Annotated in this window: 20 protein-coding genes and 1 pseudogene; 17 read left to right on the top strand and 4 right to left on the bottom strand. The window is 51.4% G+C overall.

The window, feature by feature from the left end; all coding sequences use genetic code 11:
• The 12 genes and pseudogenes from ACFO4L_RS06890 to ACFO4L_RS06945 all read left to right on the top strand — a co-directional run bounded on the left by ACFO4L_RS06890 (position 1) and on the right by ACFO4L_RS06945 (position 10,605).
• Positions 1 to 1,080, top strand: coding sequence for a TRAP transporter substrate-binding protein (locus tag ACFO4L_RS06890; RefSeq protein ID WP_377908959.1), 1,080 nt, complete (start codon positions 1 to 3; stop codon positions 1,078 to 1,080).
• 55 nt (positions 1,081 to 1,135) lie between these two features.
• Positions 1,136 to 1,630 carry a TRAP transporter small permease gene (locus ACFO4L_RS06895; protein WP_377908960.1) on the top strand — a complete coding sequence of 165 codons (495 nt, stop codon included), beginning with the start codon at positions 1,136 to 1,138 and terminating at the stop codon, positions 1,628 to 1,630.
• Positions 1,627 to 2,907, top strand: a complete 1,281-nt coding sequence (locus ACFO4L_RS06900) for a TRAP transporter large permease (protein ID WP_377908961.1) — start codon at positions 1,627 to 1,629, stop codon at positions 2,905 to 2,907. Before ACFO4L_RS06895 ends, ACFO4L_RS06900 begins: the two co-directional genes overlap by 4 nt.
• A 52-nt stretch (positions 2,908 to 2,959) precedes the next feature.
• Complete coding sequence (locus ACFO4L_RS06905) at positions 2,960 to 3,931, top strand: sugar kinase (RefSeq protein WP_377908962.1); 972 nt, start codon at positions 2,960 to 2,962, stop codon at positions 3,929 to 3,931.
• Between the two features lie 11 nt (positions 3,932 to 3,942).
• Positions 3,943 to 4,566, top strand: coding sequence for a 3-hexulose-6-phosphate synthase (gene hxlA / locus ACFO4L_RS06910; protein WP_377908963.1), 624 nt, complete (start codon positions 3,943 to 3,945; stop codon positions 4,564 to 4,566).
• Positions 4,559 to 5,116, top strand: coding sequence for a 6-phospho-3-hexuloisomerase (hxlB, locus tag ACFO4L_RS06915; RefSeq protein ID WP_377908964.1), 558 nt, complete (start codon positions 4,559 to 4,561; stop codon positions 5,114 to 5,116). Before hxlA ends, hxlB begins: the two co-directional genes overlap by 8 nt.
• A 217-nt stretch (positions 5,117 to 5,333) precedes the next feature.
• Positions 5,334 to 6,839, top strand: a complete 1,506-nt coding sequence (locus tag ACFO4L_RS06920) for a malate:quinone oxidoreductase (protein ID WP_377908965.1) — start codon at positions 5,334 to 5,336, stop codon at positions 6,837 to 6,839.
• Positions 6,840 to 6,905: 66 nt separating this feature from the next.
• Positions 6,906 to 7,703, top strand: a complete 798-nt coding sequence (locus ACFO4L_RS06925; RefSeq protein WP_377908966.1) for a carbon-nitrogen hydrolase family protein — start codon at positions 6,906 to 6,908, stop codon at positions 7,701 to 7,703.
• Positions 7,704 to 7,771: 68 nt separating this feature from the next.
• Positions 7,772 to 8,431, top strand: coding sequence for an MBL fold metallo-hydrolase (locus ACFO4L_RS06930; RefSeq protein ID WP_377908967.1), 660 nt, complete (start codon positions 7,772 to 7,774; stop codon positions 8,429 to 8,431).
• Positions 8,432 to 8,511: 80 nt separating this feature from the next.
• Positions 8,512 to 9,090 (top strand): annotated as a pseudogene (locus ACFO4L_RS06935) (M15 family metallopeptidase); the annotation flags it as partial.
• Complete coding sequence (locus tag ACFO4L_RS06940; protein WP_377908968.1) at positions 9,087 to 10,217, top strand: hypothetical protein; 1,131 nt, start codon at positions 9,087 to 9,089, stop codon at positions 10,215 to 10,217. The pseudogene ACFO4L_RS06935 and the gene ACFO4L_RS06940, both read left to right, overlap by 4 nt.
• 157 nt (positions 10,218 to 10,374) lie before the next feature.
• On the top strand, positions 10,375 to 10,605 hold the full coding sequence (locus ACFO4L_RS06945) for a hypothetical protein (protein ID WP_377908969.1): 231 nt from the start codon (positions 10,375 to 10,377) through the stop codon (positions 10,603 to 10,605).
• 137 nt (positions 10,606 to 10,742) lie between these two features.
• On the opposite strand, the gene ACFO4L_RS06950 is transcribed toward ACFO4L_RS06945, so the two are convergent.
• Together ACFO4L_RS06950 and ACFO4L_RS06955 are read right to left on the bottom strand one after the other, a co-directional pair.
• A complete protein-coding gene (locus tag ACFO4L_RS06950; RefSeq protein ID WP_377908970.1) occupies positions 10,743 to 12,131 on the bottom strand; it encodes an RQC-minor-2 family DNA-binding protein in 1,389 nt (462 codons plus the stop codon).
• Positions 12,132 to 12,207: 76 nt separating this feature from the next.
• The gene (locus ACFO4L_RS06955) at positions 12,208 to 13,635 is read right to left on the bottom strand and encodes an SLC13 family permease (RefSeq protein ID WP_377908971.1); all 1,428 of its coding nucleotides are present in this window, start codon (positions 13,633 to 13,635) and stop codon (positions 12,208 to 12,210) included.
• A 190-nt stretch (positions 13,636 to 13,825) separates the two neighbouring features.
• On the opposite strand from ACFO4L_RS06955, the gene ACFO4L_RS06960 reads away from it, so the two are divergent.
• The 5 genes from ACFO4L_RS06960 (at position 13,826) to ACFO4L_RS06980 (ending at position 18,872) form a co-directional block, all read left to right on the top strand.
• Positions 13,826 to 14,581 carry an alpha/beta hydrolase gene (locus ACFO4L_RS06960; protein ID WP_377908972.1) on the top strand — a complete coding sequence of 252 codons (756 nt, stop codon included), beginning with the start codon at positions 13,826 to 13,828 and terminating at the stop codon, positions 14,579 to 14,581.
• A gap of 25 nt (positions 14,582 to 14,606) precedes the next feature.
• Complete coding sequence (locus ACFO4L_RS06965) at positions 14,607 to 15,650, top strand: 2,3-butanediol dehydrogenase (RefSeq protein WP_377908973.1); 1,044 nt, start codon at positions 14,607 to 14,609, stop codon at positions 15,648 to 15,650.
• Between the two features lie 20 nt (positions 15,651 to 15,670).
• The gene (locus ACFO4L_RS06970; RefSeq protein WP_377908974.1) at positions 15,671 to 15,952 is read left to right on the top strand and encodes a hypothetical protein; all 282 of its coding nucleotides are present in this window, start codon (positions 15,671 to 15,673) and stop codon (positions 15,950 to 15,952) included.
• A gap of 185 nt (positions 15,953 to 16,137) precedes the next feature.
• Positions 16,138 to 17,781 (top strand): flotillin family protein, encoded by a 1,644-nt coding sequence (locus tag ACFO4L_RS06975; RefSeq protein WP_377908975.1) that lies wholly within the window; start codon positions 16,138 to 16,140, stop codon positions 17,779 to 17,781.
• Between the two features lie 209 nt (positions 17,782 to 17,990).
• Positions 17,991 to 18,872, top strand: a complete 882-nt coding sequence (locus ACFO4L_RS06980) for a glycine betaine ABC transporter substrate-binding protein (protein ID WP_377908976.1) — start codon at positions 17,991 to 17,993, stop codon at positions 18,870 to 18,872.
• 198 nt (positions 18,873 to 19,070) lie between these two features.
• Here ACFO4L_RS06980 and ACFO4L_RS06985 read toward each other — a convergent pair whose 3' ends face one another.
• Together ACFO4L_RS06985 and ACFO4L_RS06990 are read right to left on the bottom strand one after the other, a co-directional pair.
• Positions 19,071 to 20,510, bottom strand: coding sequence for a protein adenylyltransferase SelO (locus tag ACFO4L_RS06985; protein WP_377908977.1), 1,440 nt, complete (start codon positions 20,508 to 20,510; stop codon positions 19,071 to 19,073).
• 64 nt (positions 20,511 to 20,574) lie between these two features.
• Positions 20,575 to 20,730: a hypothetical protein gene (locus ACFO4L_RS06990; protein WP_377908978.1), complete on the bottom strand. Its 156-nt coding sequence runs from the start codon at positions 20,728 to 20,730 to the stop codon at positions 20,575 to 20,577.
• Positions 20,731 to 20,847: the final 117 nt, after the last annotated feature.

Raw genomic sequence — 20,847 nt, forward strand, 5'->3', positions numbered from 1 at the left:
GTGAAAAAATATTGGATGACACCATTGAGTATTGTTGCTGGAGCTGCTGTGCTAGTCGGATGCGGGAACGATGGAAATAACGAAGGAAACGAAGGCAATCCTGCAGAGAATAACGGAGAAGCTGAGGAAAATGCAGAAGCCAATGCAGGTGCTGATGGAGAAAGCATCAACCTGATTGCGGCGACGCAGCTGGATGCAGAAAGTCCATTCGCAGTTGGATTCGAGACGTTTAAAGAGGTCATTGAAGAAGAAAGTGGAGGTTCGATCACGGTTGAAATTCACACGGATGGAGCACTTGGAGGAAATGAAGATGAGCTTGTACAAAATATGGAGACAGGATCGGTAGACCTTGTTGTCGCATCACCAGGCTTCATGGCCCAGGCTGCCAATCAAGTTGACTTCTTTGCGATGCCTTATCTTTTCGAAAGCAACGAGCACTGGGAAGCGGTTGTTGATGGAGAGGTTGGAGAATCTGTCGCTTCACAAGTGGAGGATAACTCCAACTTTAAGATACTTGGCTACTGGTCAGCTGGAGTTCGAAATTACTACGGTTTTGAGCCGATTGAAACACCGGATGATCTGCAGAACGTGCAAATTCGCACACAGGATTCCCCTGTGGTAACGAATACGTGGGAGGCACTTGGAGCAAATCCGACGAGTGTGGCTTGGGATGAAATGTATCAGGCCCTTCAAAACAGAGTGGTCGACGCATCAGAGAATGATTTCACCAATATTTATCAAGCGAGCCATCACGAAGTAACAGACTATATTTCGCTGACTGAACATGACTATACGACACGATTCTTCTTTACGTCAGACGAAATTTACAGCAGCTTATCTGAAGAGCAGCAGGCAGCATTTGATACTGCCGCAGAAGAGGCGACAAATGCGGCAAGAGAATCTGACAGAGATCTTGCTGACGAATCACGACAGGCGATTGAGGATAGTGGCGTCGAAATTAATGAAGTGGATCAGACCCCATTTGTAGAAATGACGGAAGATGTGCGTCAGGATGCTGCCGAATCATTAAACATGGTTGATGAATTTGAAACAGTTGAAGCGATGAGAGAAGAAGAATAAAGGGCTGTTATAGCCCTTTTTTCTTTACAGCTCTGAAGAATAGAGGTGGGTAGCAGTGAAAAAAGCCATCGACTTTATTGGCTCCTTATTTTTAAAAGCAGCAGCGCTGTTTTTCCTGATTTTTATCGTTTGTGTGATTCTGCAGGTAGCCTCCAGGTATGTGCCGGGACTGCGTATACTCTGGGCCGGTGAACTGGCCACCTATGCGTTTATTTGGATGGTCTTTCTTGGTGCAGCTATTATGGTTCGGGAAAAGGGGCATTTCACGGTGGGATTGGTAATTGACAATATAAAGGGGCTGCCTTTGTTTCTTGTACAGTCTCTGACCCATATGCTGATCATCATTTTTGGGGCTGTCATGATCTATGACGGATATGGATTAACGATACAGTTCTGGGAATGGACGTTGAATAACCTGCCTCAAATCAGGCAAGGCTACACATGGATGGCCATTCCAGTATCGGGTGCAGCAATGATCTTGTTTGCCATTCAAAACTGGTGGGAAGACTTCTGGACGCTGAAGACCAGCACGAAGGAGGAAACAGCATGACTGGATTATTTCTAGTTTTTCTATTTCTGTTTCTGATGATAATCGGTGTTCCTATTGCGTTTGTCATTGGAATTGTCAGCTATGTCGGTTTCTTCATATTGGATGCGATTCCGTTACAGGCTGTCGTGCAGCAAATGTTTTCCGGGTTAGAGTCGTTCATTCTTTTAGCCGTTCCGCTTTTTATTTTAGCGGCAAATATTATGAATCAAGGACAGATCTCTGAGAAGCTGATTCGCTTTGCTGTTTCACTTGTTGGGCATATTCGTGGCGGTCTTGCTCAGGCGAACATTGTTGTATCCATGTTCTTTGGAGGAATCTCTGGAGCTTCTACAGCGGACACAGCAGGGGTCGGGAAAATACTGATTCCGAGTATGATAAAGGAAAAGTACAGTCCGGGGACCGCAGTAGCCGTGACGGCTTCTTCCTCAACCATGGGAATGATTATTCCCCCCAGCATACCCATGGTCATTTACGGAAGCATTGCCGGGGTTTCAGTAGGTCAAATGTTTATGGGCGGAGTAATCCCAGGTCTGACAATCGGAATAGCCCTGATGGCGCTGGTTGGAGTTATTTCGCACCGTCATCAATACCCGAGACATGAACGGTTAAAGCTGAAAGAAATTGCGATGCAGGGGCTGAAAAGTCTGCCGCCGCTTTTGACGCCATTGATCATTCTCGGTGGAATTGTAGGTGGTATCGTTACCCCGACTGAAGCTGCTGTGATCGCCTGTATCTACGCTTTTGTTTTATCGTTCTTTATTTATAAAACAATCCGTCTTAAAGATATGCCGGATATTATTTATGACACGCTTAAGCTGAGTTCATTAACGCTGTTTGCGCTGGCTACCGCCACTTCACTAGGCAGACTTATCAGCTACTATAACGTTCCGGCAGTGATCGCCGGCTTCTTTGATAACGCTCTGCCATTTGACTGGATGTTCATTGTAGCAGTTATCCTGCTATTTCTATTTGTCGGAATGTTTATGGATACCGTTCCATCTATCATTCTTTTCGTTCCAATTGTGCTGCCTTCAGCAATGACACTTGGATTAGACCCTATTCACTTTGGGGTACTGATCATGGTATGTCTGGCTGTCGGTTTAGTAACCCCACCGTATGGACTCTGCCTGCTATTGGCTAGTAAAATTGCTGATTTGCCAATTGGTAAATCGTTTTACGCTACGATTCCATACATTTTAATTATTCTGCTGGTTATTTTGCTTATTGCATTTGTACCACAGTATTTCATGTGGCTGCCGAACTTGTTTAATATTTAAGTGTTCGGGCAGCCGCCCGCTTGCCAGGGACTATTAATGAAGAAACACAATCATGATTGAGGTGACCATTTTGCGTGATGTAGTGACAATCGGAGATGCCATGATAACGATGAATCCGGTTCAGAAGGGGCCGATGAGATTCTCACATACCTTTGAGCGAAAGGTTGGCGGAGCAGAGTTAAACGTTATGCTGGGAGCAGCCAGGCTCGGATTATCAACTGGCTGGATCAGCAGAGTCGGCAATGACGAATTCGGACAATACATTCTTAACTTCATGCGAGGAGAAGGCGTAGATACAACAAATGTCGTCATGGAAGACGAGTACAACACGCCGGTCAATTTCAAAGAGATTCGGGAAAATGGATCAGGTAGCACATATTATTATCGTTTCCCCTCCCCAACGGAAACGATTAACGAAGAATCTATTTCACAATCAATCATTCCACAAGCAAAAATTCTTTATGTTAGCGGCGTTTTTCCTTCCTTGCGCAAAAAAAATGTTGAGCTGGTGCTGAAAGCGATGAAGCTGGCGAAAGAGAACAATGTAACTGTAGTAATGGACCCGAATATTCGTTTGAAACTTTGGAAGGCAGAAGAAGCAAGAAGTTCCTTAATTGAGCTGATGTCCGCTGCTGATGTCATTTTAAGTGGAAAGGAAGAAGCGGATTTGCTATTTGGTAACCAGTCAACAAAAGAGCATATCCAATCATTCCAATCGTTAGGCATTCAAAAAGGGGCATTAAAGCTTGGTGAAGAAGGAGCGGTCGGGTTCGACGACATACATTCTTTCCTTCATTTACCCGCAGTAAAAGCTGACAGTGTCGTAGATACAGTAGGTGCCGGCGATGGATTTAATGCTGGGTATATGTACGGCATGGTTCGAAATTATTCATTAAAAGAAACTCTTCGGTTTGCAAATCAGATCGGAAGCATGGTGGTAGCTGTATCTGGTGACAATGAAGGTCTGCCATATCTATCTGAAGTAGAACGAGTTATAAATGGAGAGCAAAAGGTTGAACGTTAGGAGGCAAAAAAGTGAAGCTGCAGCTGGCTCTGGATCGACTGACTAGGGAAAAGTGTTTACAGGTGTTAGAAGAAACGCAGGATTCGGTCGATATAATTGAGGTCGGAACTGGTGTCATTAAAGAGTACGGTATGTCTATTGTACGAGAAATTCGGGCCAATTATCCGAACAAAAAGCTATTAGCTGATATGAAGACATGTGACGCTGCAGCACATGAGACGAAGCAGGCGCTTAAAGCGGGAGCAGATATCACGACGGTAATGGCATTCAGTGACGATGCAAGCATTCGTCAGGCTTTAGAAGCCGCTGAGGAAATAAATGGAGAAATAATGCTTGATTTGCTGAATACGCCTGAATCCAGAATTCAGGAATTGCATGAACTGGGTGTAAAGCTTGTGTCCCTGCATATCGGTAAAGACCAGCAGGAAAATCAGAAGCTTGGTAAAAAGGATTTTGACAAAATAAAACCATTCCCAGCCATAAAAGTAGCTGTTGCCGGGGGATTGAACGCGGATACGATTGCAGATATAAAGGTTTATGAACCTTCCATTTTGATAGTCGGCAGTGCTATCACCGGTGCAAATAACCCGGCTGAAGCTGCAAAGGCAGTGAAGGAGGCGATGCAGAGTGAATAACATAACGGAGAGAATTCTTTCTGAGATTACTTCAGTCACTGAAAAAACCTTGGAGCTCAATGATTTCGATGAGCTTGTTGAATTCGTATCTTCTGCAGAAAGGTTATTTATAGCTGGAGAAGGGAGGTCAGGGCTTGTAGGCAAAATGATTGCTATGCGTTTCATGCATGCTGGCTATCATGTCTACGTAACAGGTGAAACAATCACACCGAGTATTACCGAGAATGATTTATTGATCGTCCTTTCAGGATCAGGCACCACGAAAAGTTTAACAGAAATGGCGAAAACAACGTCAAAATCAAATGCTAAAATTGTGTCGTTTACAACAAATGCTGATTCTGAAATAGCGAATCTTAGTCACGTTACAGTAAGGGTGCCGGCTGCTACAAAATACAGGAGAAAAGAGGAACCGGAGACGATTCAACCTCTCGGAAACCAATTTGACCAGAGTCTTCATATCATATTGGATGCCTTCATCATTTATTTGACGTCCAAAACAGCAAATGAAGATCATCAGACTTGGAAAGACCGGCATGCAAACTTAGAATAGCGTCTTGCTTAGTAGACTAAAATCACATGTGTTTTCGCACTTTTCTTCCTATTTAAACTATCGAAAGCGTTTTATTATCGTGCTATCAGTGATAAACTATTACGTGTAGCAAAATGAACTGGAAAAGGTGTGGAACCTGGTCGAATGTCATTGTTTCGCTGTCGTCTTTTGAAGCGGCTGCATCTTTTCCGAAAAACGTAAGGAGTAGGAAGAGATTATGAGCAGAGAGCAAAAACAAGCAGATGTACTATTAATAGGTGCCGGTATCATGAGTGCGACGCTTGGTTCCCTGATGAAGGAGCTTGCTCCGGATTGGAACATTAAAGTGTTTGAAAAGCTCGGCAGTGCCGGTGAGGAAAGCTCGAACGAATGGAACAACGCAGGAACAGGACACGCGGCGCTGTGCGAGCTGAACTATACGCACGAGCAGCCGGACGGCTCGGTTGATATCACGAAGGCTGTGAAAATCAACGAGCAGTTTAACGAGTCAAAGCAGTACTGGTCGTACCTCGTTAACAGCGGCAGAATCACGAACCCGCGCGATTTTATCGGAGCGCTTCCGCACATCAGCTTCGTGCAGGGAGAGGACAACGTGCAGTTTCTGTACCGCCGCTTTGAGGCGATGAAGGCGAATCCGCTGTTTGATGACATGGAGTTTTCCGATGATCCGGCTGAGCTGAAGAAGTGGATTCCGCTCATGATGGAAAACCGGGAGCTTGACATGCCGGTAGCGGCTACGCGCATCGAAGGCGGAACGGACGTGAACTTCGGAGCGCTCACGCGCGTGCTGTTTGAGCAGCTCGAAGAAAAAGGCGTGGAATTAAACTACAACCGCACGGTAGAAGACCTCGCCCAGCAGGAAGACGGCCGCTGGGAAGTGAAAATCACCAATCATGAAAGCGGTACCGTTGAGCATCACACGGCGCGCTTTGTTTTTATCGGAGGCGGAGGCGGAAGCCTTCATCTGCTGCAGAAGTCTGGCATTCCGGAAGGAAAAGGCTACGGCGGATTTCCCGTGAGCGGCATTTTCATGTCGTGCTCCAACCCGGAAGTCGTCAAAAAGCACTTCGCCAAAGTATACGGGAAAGCACCAGTCGGCGCACCGCCGATGTCCGTGCCGCATTTGGACACGCGCTTTATCGATAATAAGGAATCCCTTCTTTTCGGGCCGTTTGCCGGCTTTTCGCCGAAGTTTTTAAAGGAAGGATCCTATACCGATCTCATTACGTCGATCCGTCCGAACAACGTGACGACGATGCTTGCCGCTGGTGCGAAAAACACGGCGCTAACGGCGTATCTCATCAAGCAGGTGATGCAGTCGAAGGAAAAGCGGATCGAAGCGCTGCGTGAATTCATTCCGGACGCGAAAAGCGAGGACTGGGAAATGATCACAGCCGGTCAGCGCGTGCAGGTGATTAAGGATACGGAAAACGGGAAAGGCACGCTTCAGTTTGGCACTGAGGTCATCAACTCTGCCGACGGGTCGATCGCGGCCCTGCTCGGCGCGTCGCCTGGAGCCTCCACAGCTGTATCGGTGATGCTTGATATCATCGAGCGCTGCTTCCCGGACCGCGTGAAGGAATGGGAGCCGAAGATTAAAGAGATGGTGCCGTCTTACGGATTAAAGCTGTCAGAGCATCCGGAGCTGATCCGCGAGCTACAGGCGAAAACCGACAAGGCACTCGGTCTGACAGTAAATGAACAAGCAGAATCGACGTTATAAGATGAAACGGGAGCCAGTCAGTCAGCCGCTGACTGGCTTTCTTCCGTTAAGAAGGAGGCGTCACCCATGAAAATCGCGATATACCAGCCGGAGATTCCTGACACAATTGTGACAGCGGACGCTCGAAACCAGCACGTGAAACGGCTCGCCCAAGCCATCCGCCTTCACGCAGCCAAGGAGCCGTTTGACATGATCGTCCTGCCGGAGCTTGCGACGATCACGTACAGCCGCGAAGCCTTTCTCGCTTTGGACGAGCTCGCTGAACCAGCAGACGGCACGTCCGCAGCTGTCTTTAAGCAAACGGCGAAAGACATAGAAGCGACGATCGTTTTTGGGCTGCCGATCAAAGAGGACGGCCTGTTTTTTATCGCCCAGGTCGTCATCGATCATACTGGACACGTTGCTGCGGTCTATCGAAAACGGCATCTCGCCCAGTTTGGTGCTTCAATGGAGCGGGATTTTTTCAGCCGTGGCACAGACATCTGCACGTTTGACTGCAAGGGCGTCCGCATTGGCCTGATGATCTGCTACGACATCCGCTTTCCGGAGCACGCCCGCCGGCTCGCATGGGAGGAGGGCGCTGATGTCCTGCTGCATCCGTCTGCGTTTTCAAAGGATGATACGTACCCGAGCTGGCACGCGTTCGTTCTGACGAGAGCGGTGGAAAATCAGGTGTACCTGCTAAGCGTGAACCGTGCAGGTGCGATGTGGGGCGGTTCCGTCATGCAGCCGCCGTGGAGCGGATGGAACGTGCAGGCAGACGTGTTCGCTGAAGCGGAAGCGATCCGCGTTTATGAAATCGATGCCGGCGTTTTAGAGGACGTTCGCCGGACGTACAGCTACCGGGAGGACGCCGACTGGTAAAAACACTCGCCCAATACGCCTGAACCGGCTATACTGATTTTAATCAGAGGAAAGCGGGAGGGATCGGCATGAAATGGAAGCACGTATCAGATCACGCGGGCAAACTGGAGGCATGGGTCGTGCTGAAGATGAGCGCCTGGGCCGTTCGCGGCGACGACGGCATTTATATCGTCGACACGGGGCTCTCGTTTATGGCTCCAAAACTGCTGAAAGAAGCGGAAAAGCTCGGGCCGGTAAAAGGCATTTTGCTGACACACGGCCACCTTGACCACGTCGGCGGCCTGAAAAAGCTGCTGAAAAAGCGGCGGCTTGCCGTCTATGCGCACGAGAAGGAAATTCCCTATGCAGAAGGAAGGCTCCCGTACCCTGGACGGAAAAAGCCGGAGAACATCGTTCCTGCAGGCACGCTCACCCCGCTGCCAGAGGAAGACGGTGAGCTCCTTCCCATCGCCGGTTTGCAGCCGGTGTTTACGCCTGGGCACACACCGGGACACGTCTGCTACTACGAGCCGGAGACTCGCGTCATGATCACCGGTGATTTATTTACTTCTAAAAAAGGGCAGCTCAACCGGCCGATTCCGATGTTCACTGCCGATATGGATCAGGCGATCAAGAGCGCAGGAATGCTCCGTGATTATGACATCGACGTCATCAGCATCTGTCACGGGAAAGACGTAGCGGAAGGAAATGAAGCACTGGCGCAATACAGGAAAAACATGGATAGATAATCGTATTCAGGTCTTTCGGCGTGGTATAATAAGTCCTACCATGATTCAAGGAGGACAGACCATGACGCAAATACGCGACTGGCGGCACATTCCGATCGATGATAATCGGGAACCGCTCGTTACACCTGCGCACGAACGAATCGTCTGCCGACCGTCTTTATACCGCGGCTTCGCTGCTGCCGGAAGGCTATCGTCTGCTCATCTGGGACGGCTTCCGTCCGGATCACGTGCAGCGGGGACTGTATGAAGCCTTTGAAGCTTCGATCCGCCGCGAAAATCCGGAATTAACCGGTCCAGCGCTTAGCGAGAAGGTAACGACGTACGTCTCGTACCCGTCCCAGAATCTATCTGCTCCGGCTCCGCATGCAACCGGCGGTGCGGTGGACTTGACGATTTTGGATGAGAACGGAGACGAGCTGCCGATGGGTACGGTGTTTGATGATTTCAGTGAGCTCGCACGGACCGATGCCTTTCACGACAAACCGGGGGACGTGCAGGAGTCGAGAAAACTGCTGTTAGCTGTGATGGAAGCTGCAGGCTTTTCAAACTACATAGAGGAATGGTGGCATTTTGATTACGGAAACCAGTGGTGGGCGCTTCGCACTGGACAGGAAGCCGCGGTCTACGGAAAAGCCGCGGTGCCGGAGGGAGCACGATGAGCCGGTTTGACGTACGCTCCGAATCGGCCAGCTCCTACCGCAACGTCACTGCCTTGTTTATCACCGTACTCCTGCTCCTGTTCGGAATGATCATTTTAACGAACGTGCTGCTCGGAACCATTTCATGGGAAAGCTTTTACATGGACGTGATGACGTCTCTGATCGGAATCATGCTGCCGCTCGTCCTTTTTAACGTGATTTATGAAAAAGTGACCCGGCGCCACCAGAAAATCGAGACGGCGAACAGCGTCGCAGAGGCGCTGATGCTGGATAAGGGCGTACTGTCGCGCTTTTCAGAAGGGGCGCGTAAAGGCTTTATTAAAAACTCGACCGAGTCGCTCCTCGGTGAACGGGCCGGCGGCATGCTTTATACGACATTAATTCGCCCGTATCTGGAAAACAAGTATCATTTCCGCCACCGCTTTCGCTATCACATCAGCTACTCGCTGAAGCGGAACGGTATGGAAACATCGTTTCCGGAAGAGGACTATTACTGGGTGGAAGAAGATTTATCGTTTTACCGGAGCTTGAACATCTTTCAGCTGAAAAAGCGCCGCGTTACCGTCGGTTTTTCCTACTGGGAGAGTGATCTCGAGGAGCTGTTTAAAGGGGAAGGGATCTTTTTCCGTGAAAATCTGTTCATTGGCTCCAGTCAAAAGGAGCGCATGCAGCAGATGACGAATGAAGAGTTGCAGCGCTTTGTCGAAGAGGTCATGCAGTTTTCCTTCGCGCTTGATGAGAAAAGCCTCCCGTTCACAGTCGAAAACAGCGAGAACGGCTTTTACCTGCAGTTTGACATGTCTGGAACGATTGAGGCAGAAGCAGACCGCGAGTATAAGTTTCACTACCACTTCCATATGCCGCAGCTAAAAACGATCCGCAAATTCGTGTCGATCGTATCAGAGCCGACCCAGCAGGTGGATATCCTCTTCACCCATGCCGATCCGGACGTACGTATCGTACCGGTACCGTTTTTTGACGACAGCGAAGCCGTCTCCTACTTGCCGAACAACATCGTCAAAATCGAGCTCGACCAGTGGGTGCTGCCGCGCTCCGGCTGCGTATTCATCTGGGACGAGCCGGAAGCAGAGAGCGTGAGCCATGTGCAGGAAGAGCGGATCGGATAACGAGCTGTAAGAGTGAGCTGATCAGTGTTGCCATCTGATCAGCTCATCTATCTCTACTGGCGATCATAAGCAGCTGCGAGCTGACGGAACGTCGAAACGAATGAATAGAGAAAAGAAGGGAATCTTGTGCTAAGCTCTAATCAGGAGGTGCTTCGCTATGGATCTTTTTGTATTCGTTCCAGTCGGTTTTTTCTTCATTGGCTTGCTCATTATCTTTACCATCAAACAGCGAATGGGTTTATCGTGGAACCCGGCGAATGCAGAAGGAAGTGAAGCTGAAAGTTCGGAGCGGACGAGAAAAATCATCGCGTTAATTGCCGCCACAACCGTATGGGGTGTGATCAGCATCTTTCTTGTCGTTTGGTTTTTTAACCGGTTTGGGGCGTGAGTCAGCAGGCACGCTTTGATTTAGTGGTGCTTTTTATGAGGGGGTTTCATCTTTTCTTACTTAAATAAACAAGCATGGAATCACGTTTTTGCGTCGATTCCATGCTTGTTTTTGTATTTAGAGGATGCTTTATCTAGTTAGACAAACAACCGGTGCACGGCATTGACGACCTGCTTTTCCGGCCAGGACTGGAGCAGCCCGAAGATCGGTGATTCGTGCAGGCCGAGCGAGCGTACCTTGTTCGTTGGGACACCAGCGAGTGTCTTCGCCAGCTGATGAGCCGACGGTCGAAAGTCGTGCATGTTAAGGAAGGCGTCAATCTCGTCTTTTTCACCCTGTGTCAGTTTGCATCGTTTCACGTGAAACACGACGTCATCCGGCTTCGGTTTTTCTTCCTCTGCCTGCTCATCGTATTGTTGGGAGACCTCGTCAAGGAGAGACTCAACCTGTCCACCGAAATCGTGTGGAATGGCAAGGACAGCAGTATCATGCAGGTGAACACCGGCAAGTGAGTGAAGCTCAGGCTGCACGTCAGCTGTCGGGAACGTTGTACGGATCAGTGCTTCATACGTATCCACGACCGGCACCGCAGGCGGATGCTTGAGCTGCTGCTTGAAACGGCTCAGCTGTTCAAGCTCGGTCTCAAACGGAAGCAGCTGTTTTTTCAGCCCCTGCAGCCGTCGCAGCTGACCGATCACATCGAGGCTCTGCTCGGCGATCTCATTCAGCTGCTGTTCAATCGTAGCAATACGCTTTATCGCTCGAGGCATCAGTACCTCTTCTTCGAGTTCAGCGTTGCCGTCGGCAGGATGGTAGTAAACCGTAAACGCGCACGTCGTGCAGTGGCAGACGAGTTTATCCGTCGTCGTATACAGCTCTTTCTCGTGCTCGCATAGGCCGTTTCGCCACGCCTCAGGCAGCGCCCGGTAAGGCCGCAGCACAATCTCCACCTGGTGGCGCCAGTAGGCGATATCTTCCGGGTATTTTAAAACGGCAAGCAAAGAGGAACGATTCATTTGCTCGACCGCCTCGACAACGTCTGCTTTTTGACGGGCAAGTGTTAAAAACGGATGGCGGAGATAAGCAGCTTCCAAGTCAGCAAGCCAGGCCGAACGAGGGCGTTCTTGCAGCGCTGCAGCAAGCAAATACTGCCGAACGACTTGCTCGAGATGGCGGCGAAGCTGCGCATCGGAAAGCTTCGTCGTATCCCGCTGGAAAAACGAACGTCGATCAAGTGAAAGCTGTGTCGGCGCAGTTCCCCATAAAAACACGTCCGGCCGAACGAGCACCGGAACCGCCTGGCCGTTCGCTTCCATACCGACAGGAAGCCGGCAGGCGGACTGGCCGGTAAGGCGGCACCAGGCTTCTTTTTCAGACGCTGAAAGAGCAGAAAGCAGCTCAGCGGCCGCTTCGTGCAGCCGGTTCAGTCCGCGGCTGCGGACGATGTAAGGGGCCCGGCGGCCAAAGCCTGCCGGAAGAAACGCCAAATACGGATACGGTTCAGGCTGCTGCTGTGCGTGTGACATGGCACATCCCTCCAGACAACGGTAGTGCCCTCATTATAAGCGATCCCGGATCTTCCGAAAAGCACGGAGACTTGTGTTAAAAGCTGAGTACGAGAGGCTGCCAGAAGTAGACAAACAGCACGATTACGAAAATCGAAACGATATTCATCCAGAACCCTGCCTTTACCATGTCATCAATTGTAATGTAGTCCGAACTGAACACGGCTGCGTTCGGCGGAGTTGAAATAGGCAGCATAAACGCACAGGAGGACGTGAGTGCCACAACAGCCATAATCGCGTACGGATCAACGCCGATTCCGAGTGCGAGACCGATGCTGATTGGAATCAGCATATTGGAGACGGCCGTATTGGACATAATCTCTGTCATGAACAGAACAGCGGCAGCGAGCGCAATCAGGATAAGCAGGAATGGCAGCACTTCAAGCGCTCCGAGTAACTCGCCGAACCAGGAGGTCAGGTCAGATTCTTCAAAGGCAGCAGCGAGCGACAGGCCGCCCCCAAATAAAAGTAAAAGACCCCACGGGAGGCGTTTCATATCATCCCACTGCATCAGCCCGCCCTTTTCCTGCTTGGCAGGAAGTAAAAACATCGAGGTCGCACCAATGATTGAAATCGTGGTATCAGATAAGCGCAGATTCTCCGGCAAAAAGCCACTGGAGATCCACATGAGTCCGGTGAAGGTGAAAATCGTCAGCACCGCTTTTTCCTCAAATGACATCGGGCCAAGCTCTTTCAGCTGATTTTTCGCAAAATCGTCAGAGATACTCGCTTTCTGTGTAATCTTAAATTGAACTTTCGTCATGTAAAAATAGAGCACAACGAGCAAAATAATCGTGAGCGGAAGCCCGAATATAATCCAGTCGGTGAACGTAACCGTTTCTCCAAGTATTTGCGAGGCAACCCCGGCAAATACGGCGTTTGGCACAGAGCCGATCAGCGTGGCGAGACCGCCGATGGAAGCGGCATAGGCCACCGTTAACAGCAGACCTTTTGCAAACTTCCGGAGTGATTCTTCGTCCAGATAATTCTTCTCTTTCACATTTGTAATTAGTGCAAGCGCGATTGGCAGCATCATTAAGGCAGTGGCTGCATTGGAAATCCACATCGAGAGCAGGGCGGTAGCGAGCAGTACGCCGAGAATAATACGCGAGCTGTCAGAGCCCACCATTGCAATGATCGACATCGCAATTCGCTTATGCAGGTTCCACTTTTCAATGGCGAGCGCAATTGTGAAGCCGCCCATGTACATAAAAACAATTGGATCAGCATACGCCATCGTAGCCGTTTCTTCCTGAGCGCCGCCCGTCAGAGGCAGCAAAAAGATCGGCATTAATGACGTCGCCGGGATCGGCATAGCCTCGGTAATCCACCAGGTCGCTACCCAGGCAGTAACGGCAAGCACGGCGCGCGGTGCATCGTCTAGTCCGGTCATCCCCTGAAAAAAATAAATCAGGCCGAACAGGGAGGGACCGAGAATCAGTCCCGTCAGCTGTCTGGTTGTCATAAATCATCACGTCCTTCTTCTTCGCTGAAATCGCTTACGTTTACGAGCGTACCAGATTATTTCCAGAAAAAGCCCGAAGCGAAATGGGAAAATGTCAAAAAGGACGAAAGAAAAAGAAGCAGGAAAATGCTGGGCTTTTGTCGAAGTAATGACTCGTTTGGACTGTACGCTACGATCAGGAGGGATAACGATGCAGGAAACGTATCAGGTCATGAAGGGAGCGGAGCCGTTTAAGATTGAAGGGTTCCGCGTCGGCGTTCTCGTTTCGCATGGATTTACAGGCACGACGCAGAGCATGCGGCCGCTCGGCAAAGCATTTGCTGATGCCGGCTATACGGTATGCGGGGTCCGCCTGAAAGGGCATGGGACCCACTACGAAGACATGGAGCAGTCAACGTATGAGGACTGGATTGCCTCGGTCGAGGAAGGCTATCAGTGGCTGAAGGAGCGCTGTGACAGTATTTTTGTCGTCGGTCTGTCGATGGGAGGCACGCTCGCGCTTTATATGGCCCAGCACCATCCGGAAATAAGCGGAATCGTCACGATTAACGCAGCGGTTGATGTACCGGATATGGAGCCTGTGAAGCATAGGCAGGAGCGGTATATCGATGCGATTGGTTCCGATATTAAAAAGCCGGACGTCGTCGAGCTTGCTTATGAAAAGACCCCGGTTGCTTCTGTGAAGCAGATTCTGGAGCTGATGAAGCAGGTGAAGCTCGATCTGCCCCGCGTCGCTTGTCCGGCCCTCATCATGGCTTCCACTGAGGATCACGTGGTCCCGCTGGAAAATTCTAATTTAATATATGATCAGATCAGCTCTGATCAAAAAACGTTTCTTGAATTGAAGAACAGCTATCATGTCGCTACGCTCGACAACGATCAGCAGCAAATCATGGAGGAGTCGCTTACGTTCATGAAGCAGCACGCCGTATTTGACCAGGAATAAATCATTCTGAAAAGGAGTGGGAAGCATGAAAGCTGCTGTCTGGTACAAAGCAAAGGATCTGCGCGTGGAACAGGTGGAGGAGCCCCAGGTCAATGGAAAACACGACGTAAAAATCAAAGTCGGCTGGTGCGGCATCTGCGGCAGCGACCTGCACGAATACGCTGCAGGCCCGATCTTTATTCCGGTTGATTCCGCGCATCCGATCAGCGGAGGAAAGGCGCCGATCGTCATGGGGCACGAGTTTGCCGGCGAAGTGGTTGACGTTGGGAGCGCCGTGACGAAGGTGAAGCCGGGGGACCGCGTGGCGGTCGAGCCGATTCTCGCCCCGAACGAAAACGGCCGCTACGTAGATGCGAAGTACAATCTTTCACCGCAGCTCGGGTTTCACGGACTGTCCGGCGGAGGAGGCGGCTTCTCCGAATTCACGGTTGTCGGCGAGCATATGGCGCATAAGCTGCCGGATGAACTTTCTGATGAGCAGGGAGCGCTTGTTGAGCCCGCTGCGGTTGCGGTGCATGCCGTCCGGCAAAGCTCCTTTAAGGTCGGAGATACGGCCGCGGTGTTCGGTGCCGGTCCAATCGGCCTCATGGTCATCGATGCGCTAAAAGCAGCCGGCGCTTCTAAGATTTACGTTGTGGAATTGTCCGAAGAGCGTCAGCAGAAAGCGCGCAATCTTGGCGGGATTATCGTGGATCCGGAGCGCGCCGTCGAAGACATTCATGCCGACTGCGGCGGGGTGGACGTCTCGTTCGAGGTAACGGGCGTGCCAAAGGTGCTCAACATGGCGCTGCACAGCACGCATACCGGAGGCGAAGCGATCATCGTAAGCATATGGGAAAGCGAGGCGTCGTTTCAGCCGAACGACCTCGTCATTGCCGAGCGGACGATGAAGGGGATCATTGCCTACCGCGACATCTACCCGCAGGTGATGGAGCTGATGAAGTCCGGCTTCTTTTCTGCGGATGATATGGTCACGTCCCGCATCGGCATCGACGATGTAGTCGACAGCGGATTTGAGGCGCTGCTGCACGATAAAAGCCACGTCAAAATCATGGTGAAACCCTCGTAAAACGACTGGAGGTGTCGAGCATGGAGACAGGCAAACCGGATCTGGCCGATTACATCATGGCGCTTGTGACGAGCAATCTCTTTGCGGTCGTGTTTGCCGTTTCGTTTGCGGTAAGCTCTGATGACGTCTACTGGACGAGCGGAATCGGGGAAGCGATGGTCGTACTGCTTGCTTTATTGGTACGGTTCGTGATCGCGTTTGCCGTCATCAAGCTGGTGATGCTTCTCATCGCAAAACTGTTCAGGTTCCGTATTCACCCGGCAGCGAAAGCGACGTTTCAACTAAAGCAGGAAAAAGCCTGAGTAAAAATGAAACTATGTACGCAGCCAAACCCTGTCAGACTTGGGCAGGGTTCGGCTTGTGTCAAGCGGATTTTCGGCACACAGAAAAATCCCCGGTAAATTTGAACAATTCAGGAACTTTAAGCAGACACGTTCCGTACAGTACAGGTGAGCAATCATTCTTCTTTTAGAAAGGCAGTGAGAAAATGGGTTTTATTTATGCAGGGATTGCGCTTGTCGTTCTCCTTTTTGCTGTAGCGGGCTACTACATATTTATGAAGATCCGCTACCGGACGGCGCGTTCCAATGAAGCACTGATCATTACGGGGCCAAAGCTCGGTGATGAGCAGAAGGAAACGAATATTTTCACCGATAAGGAAGGCCGGTCGATGAAAATTGTCCGCGGCGGCGGGGTGCTGCTCAAGCGGTTCCAGACGTCGACACCGGTTAACCTGACGTCATTCCAGCAGAAGCTGACGACGCCGCGAGTGTACACGGAAGGCGGCGTGCCGATCGTTGCGGATGCGGTCGTCATGGTAAAGGTTGCCGATGATCTCAAGGGCATCGCCAACTACGCCGAGCAGTTTCTCGGGAAAGATCAGAAAGAAATTGAAACCGAAATTTCCGAGGTATTAAACGGTAACCTCCGTGCGATTCTTAGTAAAATGTCGGTCGAGCAGATTAACGCAGACCGCGAAGGATTTGCCGAGCAGGTAACGGAAGTGGCGCAGACGCAGCTCGACCGGATGGGCTTTAACATCACGGCGCTGACGCTGACCGATCTTCGAGATGCCGATGAAGAAAATGGCTATCTCGAAAATCTCGGACGTCCGCAGATTGCCAAGGTGCGGAAGGAAGCGGAAGTAGCGGAAGCCGAAAACCTCCGTGAAACGCGGATCAACCAGGCGAAAACAGAAGAAGAAGCTAAAAAGAGCGAGTACGAGAGTGAAATTTCCACGGCTGAGGCGCGTAAAGAAAAAGACATTCGGGCCGCCTCGATCAAAGAGGAAACAGAACGTGCCCGCGCGAAATCCGAGCAGGCGTACGATCTGGAAAAAGCCGTACTCGACCGTAAAGTGAAAGACGAAGAGCTGAATACGAAGTTTATGGAGCGCGAGCGTTCTGTAAAGCTGGAAGAAGAAGAAAACAAAGTACGCCGTACGAAGCTCGACGCGGATTACTACGAAACGACGAAAAAAGCCGAAGCGAAGGCCAAATCGGACGAGATCGCTGCAGAAGCGAAGGCACGTGCCGACCGCATTGCGCAGGAAGCACGCGCACAGATTCGCATCGAAGAAGGAAAAGCCGAAGCCGAGGTTACGCGCGAGCAGGGTAATGCTTCCGCTGAAATTAAGATTCGCGAAGGTCAGGCGGAAGCCCAGATCATCCGCGAAAAAGGGGAAGCAGAAGCAGAAGCACGCCGTCTCCTCGCAGAAGCAATGGCCGAAAACGGCGAAGCGATTATCCGCGAAAAGCTGATCGAAATTCTGCCGCAGGTAGCAGCCGAGTTCGCCCGTCCGCTCTCCAACATCGACTCTGTGAAAGTGATCGACAGCGGCAGCGGAGAAGGCATGAACACGATGGGCAACAGTGTGGCGCGCAACCTGATGAGCATGCAGGAGCCGGTAAAGGAAGCGACCGGCCTCGACATCGCGAACCTCGTCAAGGATTTCGCCGGCAAAAGCTCCGACAAAGTCAAAAGCGGCCTCGATTCGCTGCAGAATCTGCAGGGCAGCACGATGGCCGACGAATCGGCTGACGTCGCGACAGCAGTGAAGACGGAAGACGACGACCGTACAGAAGCAGCAGACGATCAACATGCTGCAGAAGAAAACGACGGTAAAAACTAACGAACATGCCCGGTGCACACAGCTGCACCGGGTTTTTAATCTGTATACCGAGGATATGGGCTTTAAGCGGCGCGCTGGACCGGTGAGACCGTTTTCTTCAGTACCAGGTGGGCAGCAGAAGCATGTAACAGCGCTTACGAACATTGAGCCTCCCGAAAGAAAAACGTATACTTAAGCTTGTGTGAAAAACGAGAAGGGATGATGTCTGAATGAAAAAAGCGACCATACTTACCGGTACAGCGCTAGCTTCTGTGATGCTGCTCGCGGCATGCGGCGATAACGATGGCAATACGAACGAAGAAGCAGCACAGGAGGGCGGAGGCGGCTCTATTGAACTCGGCTATAACAACTGGACGGAAAACATTGCGATTACGAATATGTGGAAGCTGCTTCTGGAGGAGCAGGGCTATGACGTAGAAATTACGATGTCAGAGAAATCACCGATCTGGGTCGGTGTCGCAAACGGCGACCTTGATGCTGCGCTGGAAGTATGGCTTCCAACGACCGATGAACCGCTTTACGAGGAGCACGGCGATAACCTGGAGCTGAGCGAAACGACGTGGTTTGAAGGCACTGGTCTCGGACTCGCAGTACCGGAATACGTCGACATCGACAGCATTGACGAATTAAACGACAACGTCGATATGTTCGACGGGGAAATCGTCGGTATCGATGCCGGAGCAAGCTTGACAAGACTGACAGAAGATGTCGTTGAGGACTACGATCTTGACTACGAACTGCTCGTCAGCTCGGAGCCAGCTATGATTTCAGAGCTGGACACGGCCTACAACAACGAAGAGCCCGTTCTGATTACGATGTGGAACCCGCACTGGGCGTTCTCCGATTATGACATTAAGTATCTGGAGGATCCGCAGGGCGTTTACGGCGATCCGGAAGACATCTACTACATGACGCGTGAAGGCTTCCACGAGGAGCACCCGGAAGTGATCGAATGGTGGGACAACTGGGAAATGGACGACGATACGCTTGGTGAGCTGATGTCCTACATCAACGACATGGATGATGAAGTTGAAGGCGCCAAGGCATGGATCGACGATAATCGCGACATGGTGGAGGAATGGATTCAGTAGACGAGAAGCTGAACAGTCCCCAGGATGAACGAGCGTTTTAGCATCTGGAGCTGGGAGGGGACGACGTCGTAAAAGCTGACCTGCTCATCAATGACGTACGATTCCGTGGTAGCAGTGCAAAAAGAACAGATGACGCTTACGTCGGTACCGTCAAATGAAAAAGTGGCCTCTGCGGCCACTTTTTTCGTATATTAAGGCTTACGTCCCGCAAAACGTGCGGTAGCCGCCTTCATCATCAGGCGGAGCGCAGAAGCGTGCCGGCTTTTCAGCCTGATACGGATCTGATAAAACGGCAAGCAGCTCGTGGAACGGTTCCATATCATCTTCCTGCACCGCCGCACGCAGGGCTTCTTCCACGAGATGGTTTCGCGGAATGACGGCGGGGTTATGCTGTTTCATAAGCGTCTGCGCTTGTTCCAGGGAGGTGTTTTCCTCCGAGAGCCGCGCATGCCAACGCTCCTGCCAGCGGCCGAATGCGTCGCCGGGCAGGCCGCCTTCTGCAAGGGTGCGGAACGTATTCGTAAAGTCGGCTTTCTCCTGTTCCATCAGACCAAGCAGCTCATCGGCAAGGGCGGCATCGCCGGCTTTTGCCTCATGAAGGCCGAGCTTGCGGCGCATGCCGTCCTGCCAGGCGGCTTCATAATGAGATCGGAACGAATCGATCGCCTGCTGGGCTTTTGCGAGTGCCTCTTCATCACCTTCAGCAAGGAGCGGCATCATGGACTCAGCCAGGCGCGCCAGGTTCCAGGCGGCGATATACGGCTGGTTTTGATAGGCGTAGCGGCCGCCGGCGTCAATGGAGCTGAACACCGTTTTTGGATCATAGGCATTCATGAACGCACAGGGGCCGTAATCAATCGTTTCGCCGCTGATCGTCATGTTGTCGGTGTTCATCACGCCGTGAATGAAGCCGACCAGCTGCCAGGAAGCGATCAGCTCGGCCTGGCGCTTTACAACGGCGTGCAGCAGCTGTTCATAGCGGTCGTCGCTGCCCGAAGCCTCCGGCAGGTGCCGGCTCACTGCATACTCAGCGAGAGCTTCCCAGTCCTCGTACGAGCCGCCGCGACGGGCGAATTCAAACGTTCCGACGCGCAGATGGCTGGAAGCGGTCCGGGTCAGTACAGCGCCGGGGAGGGCCGTCTCCCGATAGACGTCCTCTCCTGTTTTCACGACAGCGAGGCTGCGGTTCGTGCGGATGCCGAGATGATGCATCGCTTCGCTGATCAAATATTCCCGCAGCATCGGACCAAGCGCAGCCCGACCGTCTCCGCCGCGTGAATATGGCGTCGGTCCAGATCCTTTCAGCTGTATATCAATGAGTTTGCCGTCAGCGGTCAGCTGCTCGCCGACCATCAAGGCGCGTCCGTCTCCAAGCATGGTGAAATTGCCAAACTGATGACCGGCATAAGCTTGAGCGAAGGGGACCGCCCCCTCCGGCATCCGGTTTCCGGCAAGCACATCCGCCTCTTTGCGGAGTGCTTCCGGGTCAAGGCCGAGCTCCCGGGCATGGTCGTCGTTGAGCAGCAGCAGGCTGGGAGAGGCGACCGGCTTCAGCGTCAGCTGCTGATGGAACAGGTCGCGGAGCTCCAGATAACTGTGCTGGAGCTTCCAGCCGGTGTGAAGCTTTTGGTCTGCCATGAAACATCCGTCCTTTCAAACATGTCTTGCTTTTATGATACGCCCGTGCTGGAAGGAAATGCAATCAGGAGGGCCGCCGCTGGAGTAAAAACAAGACGACGAGCAGAGCAGGGATGAAATAATTCAGCGGGTTCGTTTCCAATCGTAAGCCGAATACATATTGAAAAAGCAGGTAGCTGCCAAAAATGGCGGTGAGCACTAGAAGGAACGCTCTGGTCATTCGTTTTTCTTCCCTTCCCAATTGTTATATCCTCTCAGGCTGAGCATACCCAATTTACCTGGCAATAGGCCTGTTTTTGATGAAAAAGGAGGACTGTGTGATGCTTTCCCATAATTG

The sequence above is a fragment of the Bacillus daqingensis genome (genome assembly GCF_042654445.1).
Taxonomy (GTDB): Bacteria; Bacillota; Bacilli; order Bacillales; family Salisediminibacteriaceae; genus Alkalicoccus; species Alkalicoccus luteus.